Raw genomic sequence first — 23,622 nt, 5'->3', positions numbered from 1 at the left:
CAGCTTTGCGTTTTTATCACTGGTGCTTATGGGTCTATACTGTAAGGCTCAACAGGTGATTCCATTATATCCAGACAAAATACCAAATTCCAGGTCTGTAACTAATGAAGAACTGAGAACAGCTAATGGAGACGTAGATAGTTTAACTTCTAACGTCTCTATTCCTACTCTTTCCGTTTTCTTGCCACCAAAAGGTCTGGCGAATGGAACTGCCGTTATTATTTGTCCTGGTGGTGGGTATCATGTTCTACTTACAAAAAGAGAAGGCAGTGATGCAGCGAGAGCATTTGCTAAAATGGGCGTAACGGCTTTCGTATTAAAATACAGATTGCCGAACGATAAGACAATGTTGGATAAATCTATAGGGCCACTACAAGATGCCCAGCAGGCAATTAAAATAGTGAGGCAGAATGCCAAAGAATGGAACGTTGATCCAAATAAAATAGGTATTCTAGGCTTTTCTGCAGGGGGGCATCTTGCCGCCACTGCTGGAACTCATTTTAAAAACCCTGTTGTAGAGAATGAGAAAGGGACTAGTCTTAGGCCTGATTTTATGTTACTCATAAATCCTGTTATTTCCTTTACTAATAAGATTGGCCATATTGGCTCAAGAGATAATCTTCTTGGGCCTTCACCAACGGAAGAAAAGATAAAGCTTTACTCTAATGAGTTGCAGGTAACTGCTGAAACTCCTCCTTCCATTTTAATCCATTCTGATGCTGATCAGGTTGTGCCTGTAGCTAATAGCATGGAATTCTATAGGGGCCTTAAAGAAAATAAGGTTTCAGGAGAGCTGCATATTTATGCTAAAGGTGAGCATGGCTTTTTAACGGCCCCATCTTTTGATGAATGGTTTGGGCGGTGCATTTTCTGGATGAAAAGCATGTCTCTGATTTGAAACTTAAATAAGAAAAAATAATAGGATATCTTTGCCCTATGTCGTCACATCATATCATTCGCGAGAAACAAGAACCAGCACTATACATCCACTATTTAGGTGCATTTGATGAAGAGTATCTTGGCCAGCTGTTAGAGTGGAGTCCAACATTAATAGTTAGTGCTGCGGTTTATGAGAAGGTAATTAGTCTTGGTTTAAAAGTGGATGTCGTGGTTAATTCAAGTGATCAGGATTTTCAGGAAAATACTAAAGTTATTCATGCCAAATCAGAGGAGTTAGATGCTGTTTTAGATTATTTGATCTCCGAGAAATATCCTGCGGTAAACATTATTGATTCAGAAAGTAACTTAAGAGAACTAGGAAGCTATATTGATGCAATAAATATTGTAGTATTTACGGAAACGGAAAAATCGTATGCCATTAAATCCGGATTTAATGTCTGGAAGCCTAAAGGCAGTGTCTTTAATATTGATGTGGTGTCTTATTTTGAAACAAGTAATTTAAGGCAGACAGAAAATAACAACTTTGAGGTAATAAATGATGGCTTTGTTGAGTTTACATTCAATGTGCCATATTTGTTTATTGGTGAAGTGTTGTAATTGAAAAAGAAACCTGTATATGATAATTTTAAGGAAAGCTAAGGAAGAGGATATTGCTACTATTCAAGATTTGGCAGATAGAACTTGGCGGATTACTTACGCTGAGTATCTTTCTACAGAACAAATCGATTATATGTTGGAGAAAATGTATAATCGTGGAGAGTTACTTTCGCAATTACAAAAAGGATATGCCTTTTTGATTGCTGAGGAAGATGATGTGGATTTGGGCTTTGCTAGTTTCTCTGTTTTTGAGCCTGAAAATCATTCCTTTAAATTGCATAAGTTATATGTTTTACCTCAAACGCATGGAAAAGGCGTTGGTAAGCTATTAATAAACGAAGTTTTTAATTTGGTGAAGAGAGCCGGAGCAAAATCACTTCAGTTAAACGTAAACAAGAATAATAAGGCTAAGGACTTTTATGAAAAGGCTGGGTTTATAATAAAAGAAACCGTTATCCTTGATATCGGTAACGGTTTCGTAATGGACGATTATGTGATGGAAAAGACCATCCTATAAAGTTTAGTTGTTTTCCAGTTTAGGGATTCTTGTTGGTGTATCAATACCTTTTACAATACTTATTGCACTCTTAGCAATCCCTTGTATGGTTGCCAGTATATTCTCTGAATCTAATGTGCTGTATTCGTCTTTTACAGTGTGATAAAACTTATCAATATCTATTTGATCAGTACTAATGGTGTGAGCCGGAACGCCAAGTGCGGCCAAAGTTGCATTGTCACTTCTATAGAATAGGTTTTGCTGTGGATATGGATCCGGATGAAAAGTGAACTCCGTTCCTTTAAGGTTTTTCTGTAAAATCTGTCCGAAATCCGATTTATCATAACCGGTTATAAAGGCAGTATTTTTACCAAACTTACTTTCCTTACCAATCATTTCTATATTAAACATGGCTACAACATCGTCAGGATTTAGTTTTTCTGAAAAATGTCTGGCGCCAAATCCTCCAATCTCTTCTGCTGTAAAAGCAACAAATATTAAAGTACGTTCATTGTTGTTTAATTTCTTGTAGTACTTTGCCAAAGCGATCATAGCTGTTGTACCTGATGCATCATCATCAGCCCCATTTGCAATACTATCTTGTCCATCAGCTTTGATAATGCCTAGATGATCATAATGACCTGAAAATATCACTAATTCTTTTGCTTTTGATTTACCAGGAATCATGCCTGCAACATTGAACAAAGGCATTTTTGCAAAGGAGTTTTTAAGCTCTACTTTGAAATTGTTCGCAACTGTATCCTTGTCGAGTACAAAAACAAGAGCGGTGGCTTTTGCGTTTAAATCTTTTTCGTCCAATATGCTGCCTTTCTCGAGATATCCTTTAATTCTATTAAAGGCATCCGCAAATTTTGCATCAACTAATATCAGCTGTTTCTTCCCACTTCTGCTGATTGGTCTGAACTGATCCATGAAAGGTTTAGATGGGTCAAGTTTTATCCATCCATCACTGTTTGTATTGTCAAAAGATAAGTTCTCTGAGGTGTTACCAAACACCATTATGTTTGTTGGATCAATAGGGGTACCATCAATTGAAACGGATGTAGCCTCAGGCTTTAGTTGATATTTAAAAAAGGATTGACGATAACCTGTTTGTCCTTCAAGAGGCTTTAAACCAATGTTTTTAAACTCCGATTCAATAAAAGTTGCGGCCTTATCAATACCGGGAGTAAAAGTTCCTCTGCCCTGCATATCGTCGCTGCTTAGGGTTTTGATCAGTCTGTCGACGTAATCTTTTGTGATTATTTTATTGATGTCTTGTGCGTTCACCTGTTGTGCAATTAGAAGCACAAAAAAGAAGTATAGGGCCTTTCTCATATATGTTAATTAGAATTCAATGCGTTTTTTCTTCTGTTTATCTCCGTTGAAACACGTGTGTCGTGAACGCCATCGATAACAGTTATTTCATAGTCTTTGTCTTTATCAGATTCATACATCTGGGCAGTTTCTATATTTTCTACAGATCTGTCATATGGTCCTCTGCTGCTCATCAATTTAACAAAAACAGGTAAGCATTCAAAGAAAATAAATAACAAGCCAATAAACGTTACTGCGAGTGAAGTATTTACATCTTTTTTACCATCCGGTTTAATGCTTAACTGACCTAAGGCAGAGTTCCTGTCGGCAAAACCGGCAATGCTGGTTAAACTATCAAGTTGTTTGCTGGTATATAATTTTTCACTCATTAAGCCATCAAACTGTTTTCTACCATCTACAAAATCCTCCAGTTTTCGTACCCCTGCTGATAAGGTGTCTAAGTTTTGTTCCCGTTGCTTCAGTTCTGCTTCCTTTCTTTTAGCATATGGGCCATAGCCCATAATCCCTGAAGTTTCAGTTGTTTTGTTTCCGAAGATTTCGAAATTTAGTTTTTGTCTGTCAACCTTTATTCTACTTTCCATAGAATCTCGCTGAGCTTTCACATCTTTAAGTTTAGCAAGCTCAATTTTGTATTTATTGCCAAAAGCCGCATTAAGGGTATCAATTTTTGAGCGCTGATTGTTTAAATAAGTAACCTTTAAGCGTTCCTTAATCTCCTTGTCGAATATTTTTAATTCAAGCGGACGAGAGATAACAATCCCGATCATGATAGCAAGTAAGATACGTGGGGTTGCTTGTAATAACTGTTTGCTAGTAGAAGCACTTTTATTAATGCTGGAGACGATGTAACGATCCATGTTAAAAATTGCAAGACCCCATATTAATCCGAAAAGAAAAGCAAATGGAAGCGCCGTAGAATCGCCTTTGAAAACGAAATACATAGCATAGCCACCTGAAAGAGCCGCAAACAATCCGGTAAAGAAGATGGTGGCACCGATGCCAATGTATTTATTATGTTCTGTAGGGTGTTTTTCAAGTGTAGAAATGTGTACTCCTGAGCAGAACCAAAAGAAACGTGATACTGAATTCATGATGTTAAGACCAAAGTTAGCAAAGACTTACTATTAAACGCCCGACATACCTAGTTGTTACAGTGAAGACTCTAAAATGCCATTATTCACTTTTTTGTAATGTTTCCTTTTACTCTTGTGGATACTTGCGTAACTTTATCTAAGTTTGAAAAAATCAAAATGATATGATTAAGGAAATAACAGTTGAGGAGCTTAAAGCAAAGATTGATAATAAAGAAGATTTTCAGTTGATCGATGTTAGAGAGCCATTTGAATACGAAACATCAAACCTTAACGGAGAGAATATCCCTTTGGGTGGTATTTTAATTGAAGCGGATAAAATTGCTACCGATAAACCGGTAATTATGCAGTGCAGAAGTGGTAAAAGAAGCGCTATGGCTGTAATGCAGTTGGAACAACAGCTTGGTTTAACCAATTTGTATAATCTTAAAGGAGGCATTCTGGCTTGGCAGGAAGCTTTTGATCCTGATATGCAAGTTTACTAAGGTATGTTTAAGAAAGTAGCTTTAAATGTTTTTTACAACCTGGGAGTTATCTTGTCGGGGTATGGAATATTTTGGGCTTTTAATAATGGAAAATACCCAATCGTAGCACTTTTTGTGGTTACTGCAGGGTTCTTTCTATATCAAAAGCTTCAACTCGTAAAAGAGATGCGTAGTACGCTTAAGAACAAGTAAAAAGATCATTAGGAATACCTTCCAGGCCAAGACCCGGAAGGTATTTTAATAAGTATTTGCCATCTACCATTTCTGGCGATTTAAATGGATTGTTTGTGGTTAATGATGGACCATCCAAATCTGCCCAGTCACACAAAGGAGCTAATGCAATTCCGGCTTGTGTTGCACACGAAGTTTCGCTCATACAACCAATCAGGATTTTCATTCCAAATGAACGTGCTTTTAGGATCATTTGGTGCGCCTCATACATGCCCGCACTTTTCATCAGCTTTACATTAATGCCATGATATGCACCTTTTAGTGCGTTGATACTCGATAGGCGCTGCACTGCTTCGTCAGCTATAATAGGAATTGGACTCCTGCCGGTTAGCCAGGCATTTCCATCCAGGTTGGTTTTATCCATTGGCTGTTCTATCAGCAATGCCCCCTTATCGTGTAACCAATAAATCATGTCAATAGCCTGAGCTTTGTCTTTCCAGCCCTGATTGGCATCAATATATAAAGGCAAATTACTTACGCTTCTTATCGCATCGATAAGTTCTTTGTCGTTGTCTCTGCCGAGTTTTATTTTTAGCACCTTAAATCCTTTGGCATCGGCTACCTTTTTCTTTATGACTTCAAGGCTATCAATGCCTATAGTAAAAGAGGTTACAGGCATTTTTAGCGGATTGGCACCATAAATTTCATAACATGGCTTGTTTAAAATCTTGCCGCTTATGTCGTTCAAAGCAATGTCTATCGCTGCTTTTATAGCAGGGTGGCCGCTTTCAATCTCATCAAGGTATGCTATTGCTTCGTTGAAATTAAAAGGGTAGGTGAATCTTTTCCAATCTATCTTGTTTAAAAAAGCTGCGGCACTTTCTATGTTTTCGCCCATGTAGGGAACCATTGATGCTTCGCCATACCCATCAACCCCTTCATAGGTAAGCTTTATCAGCATAAGAGGGGTACTTGTTCTGGTGAATTTGGCAATAGAAAATGGATGTTTTAATTCCAGTTGATATGGTTTGGCGTTTACCTGCATGAGCTAAAAAAGCTTTAAGTAATATCAAAGTTAAAAAAATGGGTGCTGCCGCTAATGTAAAAATAATATACCTAATATTGCGCCTAGTATGAATAGCACAATATATCAACCGTTTAAAAACTTCGATTTTAAGTATAAAAACTGCTTTCTTAGTGGAGATACATTTTCTGCGCCAATAACAGAGATCGGTATTTTGCCTGAATGGCTTTTAAAAGTGGCCAACTTTAGCGGAGAGGAGCAGATTAAATTGCTTGATGAAAGTATTCGCTCATACAATAGCTTAAAAGTACCATGCAGTACTGAGGTGCTCACTAATTTTATTGAGCCTTTAGAGGGGAAGATTTCTAATGCTTTTTCAAAAGGCTATGAAGAAGTTTCTAAGCTTGAAGAGGTTGAGCTGTTCAGATGGATTGGTAAATTCATGTTCAGCCTTATTTATGTAGAAATGAACGCAGCTGTTCGTCAGCAGCAATTAAGTGCTGATGGAGTAAACATGTCGCAAGGGTTAATGCATAAGTTTGGAAATCTACATACAATGATCCAGGGTATTTATACTGATGTCGTGTTTGAAGATTTTAACCCGTGGTCAATAATTGTTGTCCCATTGGAAAAGCAGGACACGGCTTTTAGTTTTAGGGATGAGATCAACACAATGACCTTCTCTTTGAAATTAAAGGACTTCGGTGTCATTGCCTGCCTGCAGGATAATGGGACAAATAAAAAATACCATCAGGAGTTGTTAGATCAAATTGGTGATTCAGCACTTTCACCACAGCAGTTTGAAGAGCTTTGTGCAAGATTCTTCTATTCGGCTTATTTGTTCAACAGGCTGCCGGAATATGCGATATTACCTGTTGAAGGGTCAATTTACATTGACGCAATGCCATTGAGAGGCACTTTGAATAAAGCTCTTTTTGATCACTGGCAGCATAAAACATATGCTCAGGTGTTACAGGATTTCTGGAAACCATGGGACCATACGCTTTTTGAAATCATTAAGGACCCAACAAATCCAATCAGTTATTTTACTCCATCTAGTTTACCGGCTACTACCTAGCCGATTTTTGCGATTATCTGGCTTAAGAAATGAGGAATTGTTCCCGGAACAATTAGTACAGTGACAATTAAGCCGGCAAGGGCCCCAAAAAAGTGAGCATCATGGTTAATGTGATCTCGTGAATGTCTGGATGCGTATACACAATATACCAGGTATAGTGGTCCAAATATTATAGCCCAAATTGGAATTGGTAGAGGGAATATCATCATGGAAGTAAAGGGCTGAAATAGAATGTAGCTGAATAATACTGCGCTTATTGCTCCTGAAGCGCCTAAACTGTTATACCACATGTCGTTTTTATGCTTTATTACTGATGGGATATCACTTAAGATTAAGCCCATAAAATAGACCACACCAAACTGCCATGACCCTATCATTGCCTCAAGTTGAAAAGCAAAGAAAAAGAAAGTCATCATGTTAAAAATTAAGTGCATCCAATCTGCGTGAATCAATCCGCTTGTTATCAGTGTATAAACTTTAAATCTACGCGACACACTATACGGATGTAGCATGAATTTGCCAAACAAATTTGGGTCGTTAAAGGCGTATATACTCGTAATAATTGTGAAGACAAAGATTATTGAGGCTACTGGTGTATGCTGAAGGTATTCCATTGTTATTTAAGGATTAATTTTGTGTCGTTTAATAGACGGGCTACGGGGTATCGGGAGTGCGTTTGTTCGTAATAATCAGAATTTTTATAGATAAAGTCAAGCTGTGCCTCAGCATTTTTACTTAAACTGCTGTCTTTTGTCTTTTGAGCATCAAGTTTTTTCTTTAGCTCTGGATTTTTCTTTAATAGTTCGGCCGCAGTATCTTCGAAAACATAAGCACTGAAGTGTTCTTTCATCCCAAGTATTGCATCAAAGAAATTCCAATTGAAAAAGGAATCCATAGCTTGGGGCTCAAGTGTTTCTATAATATATCTGTTAACAGATTGGTTTGTATAAACTACGTAATCACCTTCATAAAATTGCAACGCTTGTTTTACAGGGCTGACTTTTACAGAAGAATGTAGGTAATGTCCCTCAAATGGGGTGCTTACTGTTTTGTAATCAGTGATGTAATATGATTCGACATCAATTTGAGTATCCTTTTGCAGTTGTTGTACTTTTACATTGTTAAGCTTTAACAGATCAATTATTTTGTCCCAGGCTTTTGGAATGATATAAGCAACAGGCTTTGTAATGGTAATTGAAGGCTGATAGGTATTCCAATACTTTATGGTCTTAGTGTATGGCTCATTTCTGTCGTAATATAAACGATCTAGTCCGCTTACTTCACTTGGTTTTTGCTTTGCTGCATATCCTTTGAACTCCAAATCATCAGCTAGATTTTTATTGAGGCTCCATTCTATTGGAAACTCAACTTGATTTGTGGTCTCTTTATCTGCCCTTTGTTTATTCTCTCCAATTACTTTTGCATCACGAACTACTATGTCGATATAGATTTGAAGAAGCTTATATGTTGCATCAACTCTTTTATCATAATCTTTCAGCATATGAGTTTCGGGCATAAAGCCAATTGTATTGTGCAGGGTTGTGTAACCAGTAGAATACCTTGCTGATTCTAAAAAGCCTGTAATCCCTTCATCGGGTGTTTCCTCAACGGAATTTACATAAGGAATCATTTCGTACCCAACTTTTTTCATCTCAGTATATAGAGATGGCAACATGGTTTTGGTCATATAGCTGGATAGGATAGGGTTTAGCTTGTCCTTATGAGTAGGGATAAGGGTCATTACATATTGATAGTCGGCACCATTACTGGTGTGTGTATCTACAAATATCTCCGGCTGCCATATGTTAAAGATTTCCTGAAAAGAATGAGCGTTCTTTGAGTCTGTTTTTATGAAATCTCTGTTGAGGTCGTAATTTTTGCTGTTTCCTCTAAAGCCATACGCCACAGGGCCATTTTGGTTTGCCCTCGAAGTTCCTGTTCTATTAAAACTGCCATCAATGTTATAAACCGGAATAATACAGATTACTACGTCCTTAGGTAATAAATTGCCTTTTAGTAAGTCTCTGGCAAGCATCATGCTGGCGTCTATACCCTCTGGCTCTCCCGGGTGTATGCCATTGTTTATTAGTAAAATGCGCTTATTGCCTTTTTTTACTGCAATGGGATCAAATATTTTATCTTTTGATAGAACTAACAAGTTTAAGGGTTTGCCAAAATCGGTATTGCCGTAAGTTAGCAGCTTTGCCTGTTCATATGTTTTATCTAAAAGTTCATAATGTTTAATGGCTTCATAATAAGTTGCGGTTTCCTTTTTACCGCTTAACTCATATGGCGTTAACTGTGCTGATGTGTCCATTGCTATTAATAAAAGTAAGATGATGAGGTAGCACTTCATTTATGATTGATGTAGACGAAGGTATGCTTAATATAGTGTTTTTCTGGAAAGCCCCATTAGGCCAAACTGGTACCTGATCCCCACAGAAAAATAGGAGTATATATCTGTATGAGAAGTTGTTTCCTTCCCATCTATTCCTCCATCAAGGCTAATGGTGTTTTGATAGTTTGCGTTAATTCCATATCTGTAATATCCCGATCTGTTTGGGAAATAATAGGTGTAGCCAAGATTAAGTGGAATAATGAGGTCTTTGGTTTTAGGCTGTTCGGCACCACTAACATTGTTTAATATACCACCTAATCCCGCGCCAAAATAAAGGCCTTTTATGGTATTAGAAAAGCCATTTCTTTTATAATCAATTAATGCCCCTAAATATAGCTTACTATTAATTGTAAATGATTTGTATGAGTTAACAAATTGAGTGGGTTTAAGGTTAACATTACGAGTCTCACCTTTAATCCGGCCAATCTGACCTTCACCCCCGAGACTAACAAAAGGTGTGAAAAAAAATTCACCAACACCATAAAGGGACTTTCCGAAGTTACTCTTTTCGTAGTTAGTAAATGATTGCGTAAGTCCGGCACCACCCCCAAGGCTAAGTTTGTAAAAATTAGATTGCGCTGAGGCGGTTAAACAAAGTAAAAGGGCCAGGAATGAGATAACTGTTGTTTTCAAAGTTTCTTCTTTAAGTTTCGAACCTATTTAATAATCTTATATATAACTTTGTTCTTTCTAAATGAATATGCTAAAATATCAAAATAATAACAAAACACTTCAAGGTAGGTTCACAAAGTACGTTCAAATTGATACTCAATCAGATCCGTTATCTGAGACCACTCCGTCCACAGCTAAGCAAAAGGACCTTGGAAAGGTGCTTGTTGCAGAACTTTTAGAAATGGGGATTACAGATGCACATCTTGATGAATTTGGCTATGTGTATGCAACTATACCTTCTACCACAGAAAAAGAGGTTCCTGTAATTTGTTTCTGTTCACATATGGATACTTCTCCTGATTGTAGTGGAAAGGATGTAAAACCTATTATTCATGTTAATTATCAAGGAGAAGATTTGGTACTTCCTGATGATAAATCTATCATCTTAAAAATGACAGAACATCCGGATTTAAAGGACCAGGTAGGAAATGATATTATTACCGCAAGCGGAACAACACTTCTTGGTGCGGATAATAAAGCGGGACTTGCGGAAATCATGGAAGCGGCTTCTTTTTTAATTGAGCATCCTGAAATTAAGCACGGAAAAATCAGAATTCTATTTACTCCTGATGAAGAGATTGGACGCGGAGTAGATAAAGCAGACTTGAAAAAGCTTGGTGCTGATTTTGGGTATACAATTGATGGCGAAACCTTAGGCTCAATAGAGGATGAGACATTTTCTGCTGATGGAGCTGTATTGACAATAAAGGGTGTAAGCACACATCCTGGTTTTGCAAAGGGAAAAATGGAAAGCGCAATAAAGATTTTATCGGACGTAATTAGTGCACTGCCGGTAGATTGTCTTTCTCCTGAATCAACAGAGCTTAAAGAAGGGTTTATCCATCCGGTAACTATTGGAGGTAGTGTTGAGCAAGCTGAAGCTCGTTTTATTCTTCGTGCTTTTAATGATGAGCAACTGAGCTCCTATGGCGAATTATTGGATGCAACGGTTCAGAATATTATCGAAGATTTTCCAAACTCTACTTATGAGTTGAAAATAACAGAGCAGTACCGTAATATGAAGCAGGTATTAGATCAATACCCACAGGTAATTGAATACGGGGTTGAAGCGATTAGAAGAGCCGGAATTGTGCCTAAACAACAAAGTATTAGAGGAGGTACTGATGGTTCTCGCCTTTCATTTATGGGCTTACCTTGCCCTAATATTTTTGCAGGTGAGCATGCGTTTCATGGCAAGCAAGAATGGGCATCGGTACAGGACATGGAAAAAGCGGTTCAAACCATCGTTAATATTGCTTCCATTTGGGAAGAAAAAGCTTAGGCTAATGAGGTAAGCGGTTTTTTAATAAGCCGTAAACAAATGTACCCAACAGCGACCCACTTATTACCACTATCATAACCAGGTAGCCTTGTCCGAGCAGTACAAAAACTGGTCCCGGACAAGCGCCTGTAAGTGCCCATCCCAATCCAAATATGGTGCCGCCAAATAAATATCTGCGCCATGCTTTTTGTTTATCTGTAAATGAAATTGGGTTTCCTTCAACATCGCGAGATTTCATTTTTTTCATTAACCAAACCGCAATTACTCCTGTAATTACAGCAGTACCAATAATACCAAACATGTGGAACGATTGAAACCTGAACATTTCCTGAATACGATACCAGGATATGGCTTCTGATTTACTCATAATAATGCCAAACAGTATGCCGGCAAGAATATATTTAACTGATTTCATCATGAGTTACTGATTAAAAGATTAATGGGAAAATTAAGTGAGTCATCGCCAGTCCGCCTATAAAAAAGCCGATCACCGCAATGAGTGAAGGGACTTGTAGGTTTGATAAACCACTGATTGCATGGCCAGATGTACAGCCTCCTGCATAGCGGGTTCCAAATCCAATTAAGAAACCTCCTCCAAGAAAAATCAACAACCCTTTTCCTGTAGCCACAAAATCCCAGTTAAACAATGCGGAAGGGACAATGTTCCCGTCAAACGGTATGTTAAGTTTTTGGAGGTCATCAATAGTAGCTTGCGATAAATTTAATGGAGCCTCTGATTGAAGCCAATTAGCTGAGATAAATCCGCCAATTACAGATCCAATAAGAAAAAGTAAATTCCATCGTTGTGCCTTCCAGTCGAAATTAAAGAAGCTTACCCATTTACCTGCCCCCAGCATACTGCACATGGTTCGCAGGTTTGATGAAAAGCCAAAGGATTTGCCAAAAAAGATCAGAATTACCATAATAAAACTGATGGCCAGGCCCGATGTATACCAAGGCCAGGGTTGTTTAATAAGTTCAAGCATAACTGTTTATTTGCTTAATGTTAACCGTGCTAAATATTGATCGTGATCGTCTTCAAAAATTATTTCGGCATCCCAACCAGATTGCTGAGCAATATCTTTGAGGGTTTTCTGATCTACATAAACCCATTTAAACCAATTGCCTTTAATGCTTTTGTATTCATACCTAAAACTCACTTCTCCGTAATAGCCGTTAAGCGGGAAAGAAATTTCCTGGTATAGATAGGATAAATCCGAACTGTCGAACACCAATTGTCCTCCAGGGTTTATCAGGCTCTTAACATGTTTCAAAAAAGCTTTCAGTCCTGCTATTGATCCGGTTAGTCCAATGCCATTCATCATAAACAGCAGTGTATCGTAGGTGTCTTCTTTGTAAGTAAGTATGTTTCCCTCGATGGCTTGTTTTAAGCCACGTTGTTTCATAATGGTAACGGCAGGTGCAGAAATATCCATGCCGGTAACATTTAGTCCGCGCTTTTGTAAAATGAGCGCATGACTACCTACACCGGCACCAACATCAAGTACTTTTCCATTGCACAGCTCTAAAGCTTTAAGCTCTAACTCTGGCATTTCATCCTCACCTCTGAAGTAAACATCAACCGGCATTTCTTCAGGTTCATCATAAGAATTATGTACCCATAAGGTTTCAGCAGGTGGTTTTGTAAATTGGTCTTTTAAAGCTTCACCGAAAACATCCATGAAGGCAAAGATAAAAACCTTTGTTAGTTATAATTGAAACACCTGATGATATTCGGGAATGTTTACATTTTTAAAACCATTGTTAATTATACGTTGCGTAAATTTTTGCTGCACCTCATACTCTCCATGGACAAGGAATAGTTGCTTAACTTTTGTGGGGTCTTGTACTGATAGAAATTGTAGCAGATCCTCATAATCACCATGTGCACTCATTGATTTTATCGAGCGGATTTCAGCATGCACATCATATTCCTGGCCAAATAGCCAAACTCGTTTTTGTCCGGCAATTAATCTACCGGCCAAAGAATTCGAAGTTGCATAGCCCACCATTAAAATGGTGTTTTTCCGATCACTGATGTTATTTCTAATATGGTGTCTCACCCTTCCACCTTCAGCCATTCCTGACGATGATATTATTACACAAGGGCGATCATCACTGTTTAAGGATTTTGATTCCTCAACGCTTTCTATAAATTTTAAGCCTTTGAAATCAAATATGTCATGATCTACTTTGAAAACTTCTTTAACACCATTGTTATATACCTCAGGATGATTTTTTAATACCTGAGTTGCCTCAAGAGAAAGAGGGCTGTCTACATAATAACGAATATCTGGCAATTGGTTTTTCAATTCAAGACCATTTAATGCATAAAGTAGTTCCTGAGTACGACCTACACTAAAAGCCGGGATAATCACTTTCCCTTTCTTAACCTCACAAGTGTTCTTAATAATCTGCAATAACATATTCTCTATGGGCTCCAAATCTGCATGCAGGGAGTCGCCATAGGTAGATTCCATGATGATATAATCTGCCTGAGGGAATGTTTGTGGACTTTTTAAAAGCAAATCGCCATATCGGCCAACATCCCCGCTAAATGTAACGTGAGTTACTTTTCCATCCTCAGTTATTTTAAGGTGAACAGCTGCACTACCAACAATGTGCCCGGCATCTGTAAAGCGGAGGCTTATATTAGGGTCAATGGAAAAATCCTGGCCATAAGGAACGGTTTTAAACTGACTAAGTGTTTGGTTAACATCTTTGTCGGTATACAGAGGCATTTCCTGATCTTCTACCCGTTTAATTTTCTTATTTGCATATTCAGCATCCTGCATTTGTATTTTTGCTGAATCCAATAATAAAATTCTAGCTAGATCTCTGGTTGCAGGAGTACAATATATAGGGCCGCTAAAGCCTTCAGAAACCAATTTTGGTAACAATCCACAATGGTCAATATGTGCATGAGATAAAATCATGTAAGTAACCTTTGCAGGATCAAACCCAAAGCTTTCATTTAGGCCTTCAGTGATATCCCCCATGCCTTGGAAAAGGCCGCAATCTAGTAAAATTTGAATATTGTTGTTAAGGGTAATAAGGTGTTTACTACCAGTTACAGCACGCGCTGCACCATGAAAAGCAATCTTCATTAAGTATATATTATGCTCTTACTTTTGCAATGGTATCTTTTACTTTATCTGAAACATCTGCTATTTTGTCTTTAGAAGAATCTAATAAATCGCAGAACCAATCTGTTACTTTGCCCTTCATTTCGCCTTCTTTGTCTGATGATAGGATTATTGCTATTGCCGTGCCAAGAGCTACCCCTGCCAATATACCTGCAATTATTTTAGTTTCTTTCTTCATAATGATGTTGTTTTATGAAAGTTAAACAAAAATAAAGCAGAATGGTTCTGTTGTTTTAACATTTTTTCTTGACTTATCCGCCGCCTTTAACTCTGTTCTGAATATCTTCACTTCCAGTTCTTCTTTCTTTATTGTCTTGGTTTTGATTGCCAAATCGATAAGAAATTGATAGCATTACACGGCGACTATCAGGTCTTTTGTTGGTATACATATCTATATTCTGGTATTTTGTTTGTTCTCTATACCTGTCAGATTGGAAAATATCATTTACCATTAGCTTAATGTTTCCTTTGTCTTGTAATATTGTCTTTTGTACACCTGTTGATATTGCGTAACTCCCTTTGTAGGTTGATATGCCATAAACTGAACCAGAGTAATAAAAGCCACTTAACTCCATTGTATACCCCTTGCCCGCTTTAAATGAGTTTTGAGAGTTGAAGCTAAAGCTTGTTGTATTGTTGTTGAACGTATTGTTTTGCACGTTCCCTTTATACTCGTTACGGAAAACGTTGGCGAAATGTGTTCCATTCCACCAATTGAAAAATGTAGTAGATGCAGTGAAGCTAATGCCGTAGTTAATTAACCTGCTTAAGTTTTGAGGAGATTCAAAAGTGGTATTTAATGAATCTATTTGACCGCTTAGCCAGGTAATCACATCGGTAGTTTGATTGAAGTTTATTGCGGTAGTATATTTTCCCTTAAAGTTATGACTCAACTGAAATGTATTGATCAGTTCTGGTTTTAAGAATGGATTACCCTGATAGAAAAGTAAAGGATCTCTAAAGACTCTGAAAGGATTGAGGTCACCATAATCTGGCCTTTCTATTCTTCTGCTGTACGCAGCTTGAATTTGGTGATTGGCCCCAATGGGTTTATTAATGAAAATACTTGGAAACAGTTGGAAGTAGCTGCGGGTTAATAATGAATCTGTAGTTATTTGGTGACCTTGAGTTTTAGTGTATTCTCCTCTTAAACCTGCTTGTATACTAAAACCTTTAAAATCTTTATGAATGTTGATGTAACCTGCGTGTATCTGTTCTTTATATTTGAAATGGTTACTTCCATTGTTATCATACTCCCAATTGCCATTGTTTAAAATATCATAACGGAGGTTGTTGTCAGAATGAATAACACTGCTTTTTAGTCCGCTTTCTAATTTTATAGTTTTGCTTAGGGGATCTGTGTAATCTACTTTAGCTAAATAAACATCCGTTATTGCAGGCACATATCCTCGTCTGCTTGTTGTTGCTCCGGCTTGTCCATCGGCGGACTGTAGGGTCGTTGTTTTTAGATTTAGTCTTGAAGTAAAACTGTTACTTGCAAAATCTGCATCGGCAGAGAATGTTCTTCCTTCCTTTTTGAATTTATGAAGGTAATTTGCATTATAGGTTAAGTTTTTCCAGTTCTGTTGATCGTAGTTTGTTGTAGCCATATGGCTAATCATTGTTCCATCAGCTGCAATTAGTTTATTGCCTGTTTTGCTGTCGTGTGTATATTTTCCAACATTTCCATTTATAAGGAATCCGATTGTATTGGAGGTGTCCAGGTCATAATCAAGACCAACTCTGAAGTTATTTGTGTGTAATGGTTCATCGGTTTCTGTATCCTGATATGAAGTTCGGCTTGGGGTACCCGTAATATTGCTATTATCATAAAAACGTCTTACAAAATCCAGATATTCTGTTTCACCACGATAGCCATAATCATAGCTTCCATAAATATTTACTTTGTTGTTTCGGTAGTTTAAACCTAATGCGCTGCCATAGCGCGCATTTCTACTTGCCCCACCGTTTAAGGATACCGATCCATTTAAACCTGTTTTCATGTTTTTCTTCATCTGTATATTGATGATGCCTCCATTTCCGGCAGCATCGTATTTTGCAGATGGGTTATTCATAATTTCTATTTTTGAAATAGAAGAGGAATTGGTTCCTTTTAGTAGTGTACTTAACTCCTTTGGTGAGAGGTAGGTGGATTTTCCGTTAATCATAACCAGTACGCCGGAACGCCCTTTTAATGAAATCTGCCCGTCTTCACCAACTTTAACGCCGGGAGCTTTTTCAAGGAGTTCTAATGCGGTATTACCTTCAGACAAGATGCTGTTTTCTACGTTAATTATGGTCTTATCTATAGTCTGCTCTATTAGCTTTTTCTGTGCAGAAATGACTACGGCATTTAGTAGCTTGCTATCTTCCTTCAATTTTAAAAGGCCGAGGTCAAGTTTTCGGTTTTCTATGGATATTACAAGTATTTCGGTAGTAAGTGGATGATAGCTTACCCCGCTAATCTTTACAAGGTATTTTCCATCAGGGATAGCCGAAAACGAGAATTTTCCTGTTGAATCACTCAGTGCTCCCTTTAACATTTTGCCATCTTCATAAAGGAGACCCACAGAAATATATTCTATTGGGGCACCCCCAGGATCAACTATCTTTCCTGATATATTGCCATTCGTTTGTGCATAGCAAAGCGTTTGAAAAGTGACAAAAAATATCAACAAAATAATGGGTAATAGGGTTCCTGGAGCAAGCTTTAGGCTTGCTTTATTGTGGCATGTTTTCATAGAATATGTTTAAGAAGGTAGTGTGAGTAGTTTTGTTTTTCTAGCTGCTTTTTTCTTTTTACCCCACCAAACATAGAATCCGGTAATAGGTAAACTCGCACATATGAGACTGGCAAGAAAGTAAATGATTTTGGTCGGAAGTCCCGCAAATAGGCCTACATGCAAACCGTAATTAGAGCGCCTAATCCATGATGCAAGATCCTCATCCCTTAATTTTTTATTTGAGGCAGGTAATTCTTCAAGTGTATGTTGATCCAGATAAACATCTCGCCATGTCCCCTTGTACATATCTGTACAAACGTAAATCGGATCTGATGCTTTCTCTGGAAAATGCATCAGGATATCATGACGGTTAAACTCCGCAATTTCGTTTATACCTTTATACCATGCCTTATCGACCTGAGCAAGCATATTTGACTGAGGATTGCTGCTTGTATCAGATAATGCCTGTATGCGAGGTTTGTTTTCTCCTCCTGTCATCCAATACACACTTTTGTTAAACCACGTGAAGCTCATCATCAGTGCGGTAAATGCCATTATAATTGCTACAATGATTGAATAAAAACCGAGCACATTGTGTAGGTCGTAATTTACCCGTTTAAATTTTGCACGCCATTTTATTTTAAAACTCTGCTCGCGTGTTTTTTTATTCCATTTTTTGGGCCACCATAAAATAAGGCCACTTATAAGTAATAAAAAGAAAATAAATGTTCCCCAACCAACTACCTGATGCCCTATTTTTTCGGGTAGCCAAAGGTTAAAATGACCCTCCTCAAAAAAATGAAAATTATCTTCATGATCAACCATCGCAATCACCTCTGAAGTATATGGATTTACATATACAATAGAGTCTGATTCATGTACAGTGATTTGTGCGGTACGATTTTCTCCATAGTACCAAATTGACTCTGGCTGTTTGTTAGGCAGCCTCTTTTGAACGGACTTGTAAAGTACAGAAGGAGGTAGGAACTTATCGTTGTCGGTTGATTTTTTAACATGAAACCAGGGCGAGCTCAGGCTCTTAATTTCCTGTTTAAATACCAGTACGCAGCCTGTAATACTTAGGATAACTACTATAATTCCAGAAGCCAGTCCCAACCATAAATGAAACCATGCATTGATTTTTTTGAAAGTCATTTATTAAGCCAGAGTTTGGGTTTTAATTGTTAAAATGACTTTATACTCCCAGGTTTAATAGGTCCGGGAGTATAAAGTAGATATTATTTTATTTTCTCAAGACGGGTTAATCCACTAACACCTTCTAATTTAGCGCCACGAGTTACAGTGGCTGTGTTTACGTTGTATTGATAGATATAGAAACCATCAACAGTATTAGCAGCAATAGATACAATTCCGTTTTCTACAAGCACGTTTTCTGAGAAAGATCCGCTAAGGCTTTTTGGAATGTTGATTTTTGTTTTAGTTTGATTTGCAACATCAATAACATAATAATCAGTCATGTAGGCACTACCATATGATGCAGAACCTGTGATCTGTGTTTTGTCAAGGATTTTGGTAATTGCTTTCCCATTTCCAATATAAAATAAGCCAAGCGCTTCTTCTTTGTTTCTATCTGTTAGCTCGTAGAAGTAATCAGGATCTATCTTAGTAGCACCACCCTTTACTCTGTAAATTCCGAATGGCGCATTTTTGTTCGCCGATGTCCAGATGTTTGGAGAGGCTAAGAAGTAAGCTATTCCATTTTCTGTAAATGAGGCAGCCATATTCATTGTATAGTGTTGAGGTAAGGTAAAGCGAGAGTCCTGAGTAACTGTAATGTTGTTCATTGCAGGATAATCCATAGTTGCCAGATAGGTTATTTCTTCAGAGATATCATCACTGTTCCTGTTTTGTGTATAGGTTAGGTAGAATTTTTCACCAATAAAGGCTGCGTTATAGCCCCAGAAATAATGATTAGCCTTTAATCCAGGTACATTGATTTTTCCACTGGATGTAATTGTCATGGTTTCAACATTCAGAATTGCATATTCAAATTGAATAGCAGAGTTACTGCTGAACAATACCAAAGTTTTATCATCTTTCCATTTGTAGAAACTTGAGTAATATGCCCAACTGATTTGGGTGAATGGAATTTCCTTAATGAGGGTATTCGTTTTATTGTTCGAAGTATATTTAACGAGGTTACCAGAATCATTATCAATACCGTAGTAATAACCATTCTTTGTGGTTAAGGTTGTTAATTTCGTTTCTACACCATTTCCTGCAGTGTTTATTGTTCCTGATGCTATAGAACCTGTTTGTAAAATGTAAGTTGCAGCAGGAGTTCCGGATGTTACTCTTAAGCTGTAAGTGCTTTCTGTTGTAGGTTCTTCAGTGGATGGTTTTTTGTCATCTTTTTTACAAGAGCTAAATCCTGCTACTAATGCGGCCAGGCATAGTACAGCCGTTGATTTTTTTAATAGTGTCGACATAATATTGATTTTAAACTTTTATTTTCTTTGAGTTATTTAATGAAGTATCTAAGTTTCATGAAGAATGATCTTCCAGGTTTTTGAAGCCTGAAATTATCGTAGGTTAACTCATCTGTAAGGTTCATACACTCTGCGGATATGTTGTATTTTCCTTTATTGAAAGAGTAAGATAAGGCTGCGTTGTGAACAAGTTGCTGCGGAATCTTATTTTTAGATTCTTTACTGCCACGACTTTCCCAGTTAAGGTAAAACCAATGAACATATTGGGTAGACCAGTTAAACTGTATCCTGGTACCTTTTTGGAATAAATCATTTTTTCCTATTCCTACATTGGCATTGCCATATAACCATGGTTGATTTGGTATCCTATCTCCAAAAGTCTGGTCTGGAATCGTTGTTCCAGGCTCATATTGTTGATTGTTTTTTGCAGTTTGATAACTCGCATTTAATGAGGCTTCTAATAGTTGGTTATAGGAGTAACGAACCTCGGCTTCAACACCATTAATTTTCGCTTTGCCAATATTATCGTAATAAGAGTAAATACCACCGGTAGGAATGAAGTAGATAAAGTCCTTTGCATTTCTGAAAAAGTAACTTGCTTCAATAGCAAAGTGGTGCTTGTTAAAAATTTGATCGTAATATAGACCTGCATTTATATTGTCACTTTGTTCTGGTCTTAAATCGATGTTTGAAGAAACATCAATTCCGTTACCAAAAAGTTCTTCGGATTCCTGGAGTCTATAAGCATGTTCATATGAAACTTTTACACCTGCATGGGGAGTGAATTTAAATCTTGTTGCCATCCCATAACCGAAATAATCCTTACTGGAACGAGTGTCGTTCTTTACCCAGCTGTTTTCTGCACTGTAATAAACTGCGTCTCTCACAAAAGAGCTGAATGCGTAATACTTGGTGAACACGGAAGTCAACAGTCGATCATCAAGAAGATTCACCTGGTAAGCTAACCCTATAATATTTTTAGCTATAGTATTAGGGATATCAAAGGTGTTGCTTTGTACCTTACCTAGCTCTTCTCTACCCGTACGACCAAAATGATTAAATGCATAGTTCAAATTAATACTTTGATTAGCATCAATAATGTAATTAAAGTTTGTTCTTATGCTTGCCGCATTATTTCTGTAATGAAAAATGGATTTTACACCATTTAGTTCCCCTGCAATTAGGTCTTCACGTCCTTTCCCGCCCCAACCATAGATGTTGTTGGCTGTATCGGTAACCTGAGACTTATTGATTGAAACAGAAGCAGTAGTATTCATTGTCAAGCCCTTTAATAGAAAGTTAGTTTTCTTGTATTTAATGCTTGGCATCAGGAAATTTTCTCGGTTGTTAACACCTCCAAAAACTTTATTTTGACTGGCGCCGGTTTGTATTTCCTTATATAAGGAAGAATATACAAGGCCTAGCGTAATTTGATCTGCCCATGATTTGTTTGTTAACCCAGCATCGAATTGCCCCATCGTTGACCGATAGGCATCATGAAAGCGTCTGGCATCTCTTTCTACAACTTGGTTGTTCTCGTTTACCTTGATCGGGGCATCATATTTAGGATTGTTGCGCATCATATAGTCGTTATCCGAGTAGTTGTGAAAGCCACTTACGTTAAAGATTATGCCCGTTTTCTGATCGGTAAATCGACTATTTAAGGCCGCTCGGCTTGTATTAAAAGAGCCATAGCTGTAACTTGCATCCAGGAATTTTTTAGTGTGCTGATCTGTAATGATGTTTACTGCCCCACCAAGCGCGTCAGCGCCAAGCTCTACCGGAACTACCCCTTTGTAGATATCAATCCTTTCGGCAAGATTAACGGGGATATTATTTAGAGATAGAGAACCCCCAAAATTTTCCATTGGAATGCCGTCTAAAAAGAAGCGGACTTGTTTGCCTGAAAGTCCATTTAAGGAGAATTTAAAACCGGAACCTAATCCTCCCTGTTCCCTGATTTTTACTCCCGTGCTTCTATTTAAGATTTGATTAAGATCTGCGGTGGTATTTGCTAGTTTTCTGGTGTCAATAGTATTTACTGAGAATCCAGACTCTTTTAATTCCTGTGATTTTGTTTTTCCAAATACATCCACATTTCCAAGTTGGTGGAGATCTTTTTTTAAGAAAAAGTCAATGGAAAGCTTTTGGTTTTCTTTTACTGAGATTTGTTTTGATTGGGCTATGTAACCTAAGTAGGATACAATTATTGTGTATGACCCAGGATTAATATCCGTTAGTTCAAAATAGCCACTTGCATTTGTTAGTGTTCCGGTTTTTGTTCCTTTTAATAGTATAGATGCCCCAGAGATAACCTCGGTGCTATCTTTAACATTTCCAGAAACAACTATTGAGTTTTGTGCAAAAGAGTTAAGAGCGAAACTGCTAATTATAAATGAAAAGAGGATTTTATGAAATTGCATTCTATTTTAATATTGTGTATTTATACTGTAAGTAGCATAAGCACAAGTTTCCCGAAGGTGGAAAACAAAAAATATTAAAATAATTTAATCCTAAGGATTCAGATTATCGATGCGCATAATAAAATCGGTGTTGCCGGCCAGTTCAAGGCCTTTTTTTAAACTGCCTGTTTGGATATTGTAGATCCATATAAAGTTACCCTGAGTACTTGAGTTTACGGCAATGTAAGCTACATTGTCTTTTACAATAACACATTCTCTTCTTGTTCCTTTATCGAGCGGAAGGTTTAGTTTTTTAAGAACTTTTGCTGCGGCCAGATCAACTAGATAAAATTCAAAATGAGCAGTACTGTAATGATCACTAAGGCCTTTAAAAAGATCCTTTCTTTCACTTCGGATAATGGCCTTGTTGTTCCCAAGATACCACATGCCATAAGCATGGTTATTTATTAATGATGAAGATATGTTAATGAAGTAGTCCTTGTCCAGACTCTCTTCTCCTGCTTTGATTCTAAATATTCCAGTAGGTAAATCAGGGCGATTGCCAAGTGCTATTCCCGGGCATGACATGAAATAATAATTGTTATGCTCATCATTGAAGGAATAAGACTGCACTGTGTTTATGCCTCCCGGATAGGTTGATCGGGTGTCCTTGTCAACCTTTAAAAGATTCATTTGAGGATAACGCAGCTCGGCAATGTAAGTAGTGTCACTAGTCGTGTAATTAGAAGAGCTTAGCTGCTGGTGATATGTATAGCCCAGGAAGAGATGGTTTTTACGCAATTCGACAAAGCCAATTGACATAGAAGTGAACTTTCCTGAGGGTTGAGGAATAGCGAGGTTCCCGGATGAAATTAACTTCATCTTTTTGGTTTCTATTACAACATACTTTGCTTGCTTAAAACCATTAATATCTAATCCTGTAAGTAACAGAGAATCTGTACCTACCCAGAAATAATTTTCTATTGAAAAGTCTTTTAGCGGGATAGATGCAATGGCATTTAGTGAATCATTCTGAAGATTGTATTTAGACAATGTAGCCTTCTTTCTATTTAAATGATAATAGCTGCCATTTTTAACAATGATGTCTCTGTCCATTGCTTTTGCATCCAAAATAGCTCCTTGTTTTTCAGGTAATATTTTTCCGCTATCTAAGGAGTTAGTTTCAATAATATACTCTTTGCCATCTTTTCCGAGAATATACATGCTATATTTCTTGTTGACCAGGGCATTGCTGTTGTCTGGTTTTTGAGAGCATGAATAATAACAGAATGAAATGATTAGGGAGGCTAATAAGAGAATTGCCTTTTTAGCAGACTGATATATTTTTTGTTCTTGCAAGGAGGATTTG

General features: G+C 37.4%; 23 protein-coding genes. 7 read left to right on the top strand and 16 right to left on the bottom strand.

Annotation, left to right across the window (positions count from 1 at the left end):
* Positions 1-28 precede the first annotated feature (28 nt).
* Genes J1905_RS10330 through J1905_RS10320 form a run of 3 tightly spaced genes read left to right on the top strand, consistent with a single transcriptional unit; the run spans position 29 to position 2,014 of the window.
* The gene (locus tag J1905_RS10330; RefSeq protein WP_214227191.1) at positions 29-898 is read left to right on the top strand and encodes an alpha/beta hydrolase; all 870 of its coding nucleotides are present in this window, start codon (positions 29-31) and stop codon (positions 896-898) included.
* Between the two features lie 38 nt (positions 899-936).
* Positions 937-1,497, top strand: coding sequence for a thiamine pyrophosphokinase (locus tag J1905_RS10325; RefSeq protein WP_214227190.1), 561 nt, complete (start codon positions 937-939; stop codon positions 1,495-1,497).
* 19 nt (positions 1,498-1,516) lie between these two features.
* Positions 1,517-2,014, top strand: a complete 498-nt coding sequence (locus J1905_RS10320; RefSeq protein WP_214227189.1) for a GNAT family N-acetyltransferase — start codon at positions 1,517-1,519, stop codon at positions 2,012-2,014.
* 3 nt (positions 2,015-2,017) lie between these two features.
* On the opposite strand, the gene J1905_RS10315 is transcribed toward J1905_RS10320, so the two are convergent.
* Together J1905_RS10315 and J1905_RS10310 are read right to left on the bottom strand one after the other, a co-directional pair.
* Positions 2,018-3,331, bottom strand: a complete 1,314-nt coding sequence (locus tag J1905_RS10315) for a M20/M25/M40 family metallo-hydrolase (RefSeq protein ID WP_214227188.1) — start codon at positions 3,329-3,331, stop codon at positions 2,018-2,020.
* A gap of 5 nt (positions 3,332-3,336) precedes the next feature.
* The gene (locus J1905_RS10310) at positions 3,337-4,422 is read right to left on the bottom strand and encodes a DUF4407 domain-containing protein (RefSeq protein ID WP_214227187.1); all 1,086 of its coding nucleotides are present in this window, start codon (positions 4,420-4,422) and stop codon (positions 3,337-3,339) included.
* Positions 4,423-4,589: 167 nt separating this feature from the next.
* Here J1905_RS10310 and J1905_RS10305 point away from each other — a divergent pair, with 167 nt between their 5' ends.
* Positions 4,590-4,907, top strand: coding sequence for a rhodanese-like domain-containing protein (locus J1905_RS10305; RefSeq protein ID WP_173090139.1), 318 nt, complete (start codon positions 4,590-4,592; stop codon positions 4,905-4,907).
* Between the two features lie 3 nt (positions 4,908-4,910).
* On the top strand, positions 4,911-5,099 hold the full coding sequence (locus J1905_RS10300; protein WP_108204747.1) for a DUF6358 family protein: 189 nt from the start codon (positions 4,911-4,913) through the stop codon (positions 5,097-5,099).
* Here the strand turns inward: J1905_RS10300 and J1905_RS10295 are convergent.
* Positions 5,086-6,123 (bottom strand): dipeptide epimerase, encoded by a 1,038-nt coding sequence (locus J1905_RS10295; RefSeq protein WP_214227186.1) that lies wholly within the window; start codon positions 6,121-6,123, stop codon positions 5,086-5,088. The genes J1905_RS10300 and J1905_RS10295 overlap by 14 nt on opposite strands.
* An 88-nt stretch (positions 6,124-6,211) precedes the next feature.
* Here J1905_RS10295 and J1905_RS10290 point away from each other — a divergent pair, with 88 nt between their 5' ends.
* A complete protein-coding gene (locus J1905_RS10290) occupies positions 6,212-7,180 on the top strand; it encodes a hypothetical protein (RefSeq protein WP_214227185.1) in 969 nt (322 codons plus the stop codon).
* On the opposite strand, the gene J1905_RS10285 is transcribed toward J1905_RS10290, so the two are convergent.
* Genes J1905_RS10285 through J1905_RS10275 form a run of 3 tightly spaced genes read right to left on the bottom strand, consistent with a single transcriptional unit; the run spans position 7,177 to position 10,211 of the window.
* On the bottom strand, positions 7,177-7,794 hold the full coding sequence (locus J1905_RS10285) for a rhomboid family intramembrane serine protease (RefSeq protein WP_214227184.1): 618 nt from the start codon (positions 7,792-7,794) through the stop codon (positions 7,177-7,179). The two genes, J1905_RS10290 and J1905_RS10285, sit on opposite strands and share 4 nt — an antisense overlap.
* A gap of 2 nt (positions 7,795-7,796) precedes the next feature.
* The gene (locus tag J1905_RS10280) at positions 7,797-9,536 is read right to left on the bottom strand and encodes a M14 family metallopeptidase (protein WP_214227183.1); all 1,740 of its coding nucleotides are present in this window, start codon (positions 9,534-9,536) and stop codon (positions 7,797-7,799) included.
* 27 nt (positions 9,537-9,563) lie between these two features.
* Complete coding sequence (locus J1905_RS10275) at positions 9,564-10,211, bottom strand: hypothetical protein (protein WP_214227182.1); 648 nt, start codon at positions 10,209-10,211, stop codon at positions 9,564-9,566.
* A 67-nt stretch (positions 10,212-10,278) separates the two neighbouring features.
* On the opposite strand from J1905_RS10275, the gene pepT reads away from it, so the two are divergent.
* Complete coding sequence (gene pepT / locus J1905_RS10270) at positions 10,279-11,532, top strand: peptidase T (RefSeq protein WP_214227434.1); 1,254 nt, start codon at positions 10,279-10,281, stop codon at positions 11,530-11,532.
* A gap of 1 nt (position 11,533) precedes the next feature.
* Here pepT and J1905_RS10265 read toward each other — a convergent pair whose 3' ends face one another.
* The 10 genes from J1905_RS10265 to J1905_RS10220 all read right to left on the bottom strand — a co-directional run bounded on the left by J1905_RS10265 (position 11,534) and on the right by J1905_RS10220 (position 23,612).
* Complete coding sequence (locus J1905_RS10265; RefSeq protein WP_214227181.1) at positions 11,534-11,950, bottom strand: DUF6691 family protein; 417 nt, start codon at positions 11,948-11,950, stop codon at positions 11,534-11,536.
* Between the two features lie 10 nt (positions 11,951-11,960).
* A complete protein-coding gene (locus J1905_RS10260; protein WP_214227180.1) occupies positions 11,961-12,518 on the bottom strand; it encodes a YeeE/YedE family protein in 558 nt (185 codons plus the stop codon).
* Positions 12,519-12,524: 6 nt separating this feature from the next.
* Entirely contained in the window at positions 12,525-13,214 is a 690-nt protein-coding gene (locus J1905_RS10255; RefSeq protein ID WP_214227179.1) for a class I SAM-dependent methyltransferase, read from the bottom strand.
* Between the two features lie 27 nt (positions 13,215-13,241).
* Positions 13,242-14,639, bottom strand: coding sequence for an MBL fold metallo-hydrolase RNA specificity domain-containing protein (locus tag J1905_RS10250; RefSeq protein WP_214227178.1), 1,398 nt, complete (start codon positions 14,637-14,639; stop codon positions 13,242-13,244).
* Between the two features lie 10 nt (positions 14,640-14,649).
* Positions 14,650-14,856 carry a YtxH domain-containing protein gene (locus J1905_RS10245; RefSeq protein WP_214227177.1) on the bottom strand — a complete coding sequence of 69 codons (207 nt, stop codon included), beginning with the start codon at positions 14,854-14,856 and terminating at the stop codon, positions 14,650-14,652.
* 73 nt (positions 14,857-14,929) lie between these two features.
* Positions 14,930-17,419: a TonB-dependent receptor gene (locus tag J1905_RS10240; protein ID WP_214227176.1), complete on the bottom strand. Its 2,490-nt coding sequence runs from the start codon at positions 17,417-17,419 to the stop codon at positions 14,930-14,932.
* Positions 17,420-17,428: 9 nt separating this feature from the next.
* A complete protein-coding gene (locus tag J1905_RS10235) occupies positions 17,429-18,556 on the bottom strand; it encodes a PepSY-associated TM helix domain-containing protein (protein WP_214227175.1) in 1,128 nt (375 codons plus the stop codon).
* A gap of 83 nt (positions 18,557-18,639) precedes the next feature.
* On the bottom strand, positions 18,640-19,851 hold the full coding sequence (locus J1905_RS10230; RefSeq protein WP_214227174.1) for a DUF4374 domain-containing protein: 1,212 nt from the start codon (positions 19,849-19,851) through the stop codon (positions 18,640-18,642).
* A gap of 32 nt (positions 19,852-19,883) precedes the next feature.
* Positions 19,884-22,274 (bottom strand): TonB-dependent receptor, encoded by a 2,391-nt coding sequence (locus J1905_RS10225; RefSeq protein ID WP_214227173.1) that lies wholly within the window; start codon positions 22,272-22,274, stop codon positions 19,884-19,886.
* A gap of 90 nt (positions 22,275-22,364) precedes the next feature.
* Positions 22,365-23,612 carry a DUF4374 domain-containing protein gene (locus tag J1905_RS10220; protein WP_214227172.1) on the bottom strand — a complete coding sequence of 416 codons (1,248 nt, stop codon included), beginning with the start codon at positions 23,610-23,612 and terminating at the stop codon, positions 22,365-22,367.
* Positions 23,613-23,622 lie beyond the last annotated feature (10 nt).

Origin of the sequence: Pedobacter sp. B4-66, assembly GCF_018492665.1 — a bacterium.
GTDB lineage: Bacteria > Bacteroidota > Bacteroidia > Sphingobacteriales > Sphingobacteriaceae > Pedobacter.
This window is presented reverse-complemented; position numbering and strand designations above follow the sequence as displayed.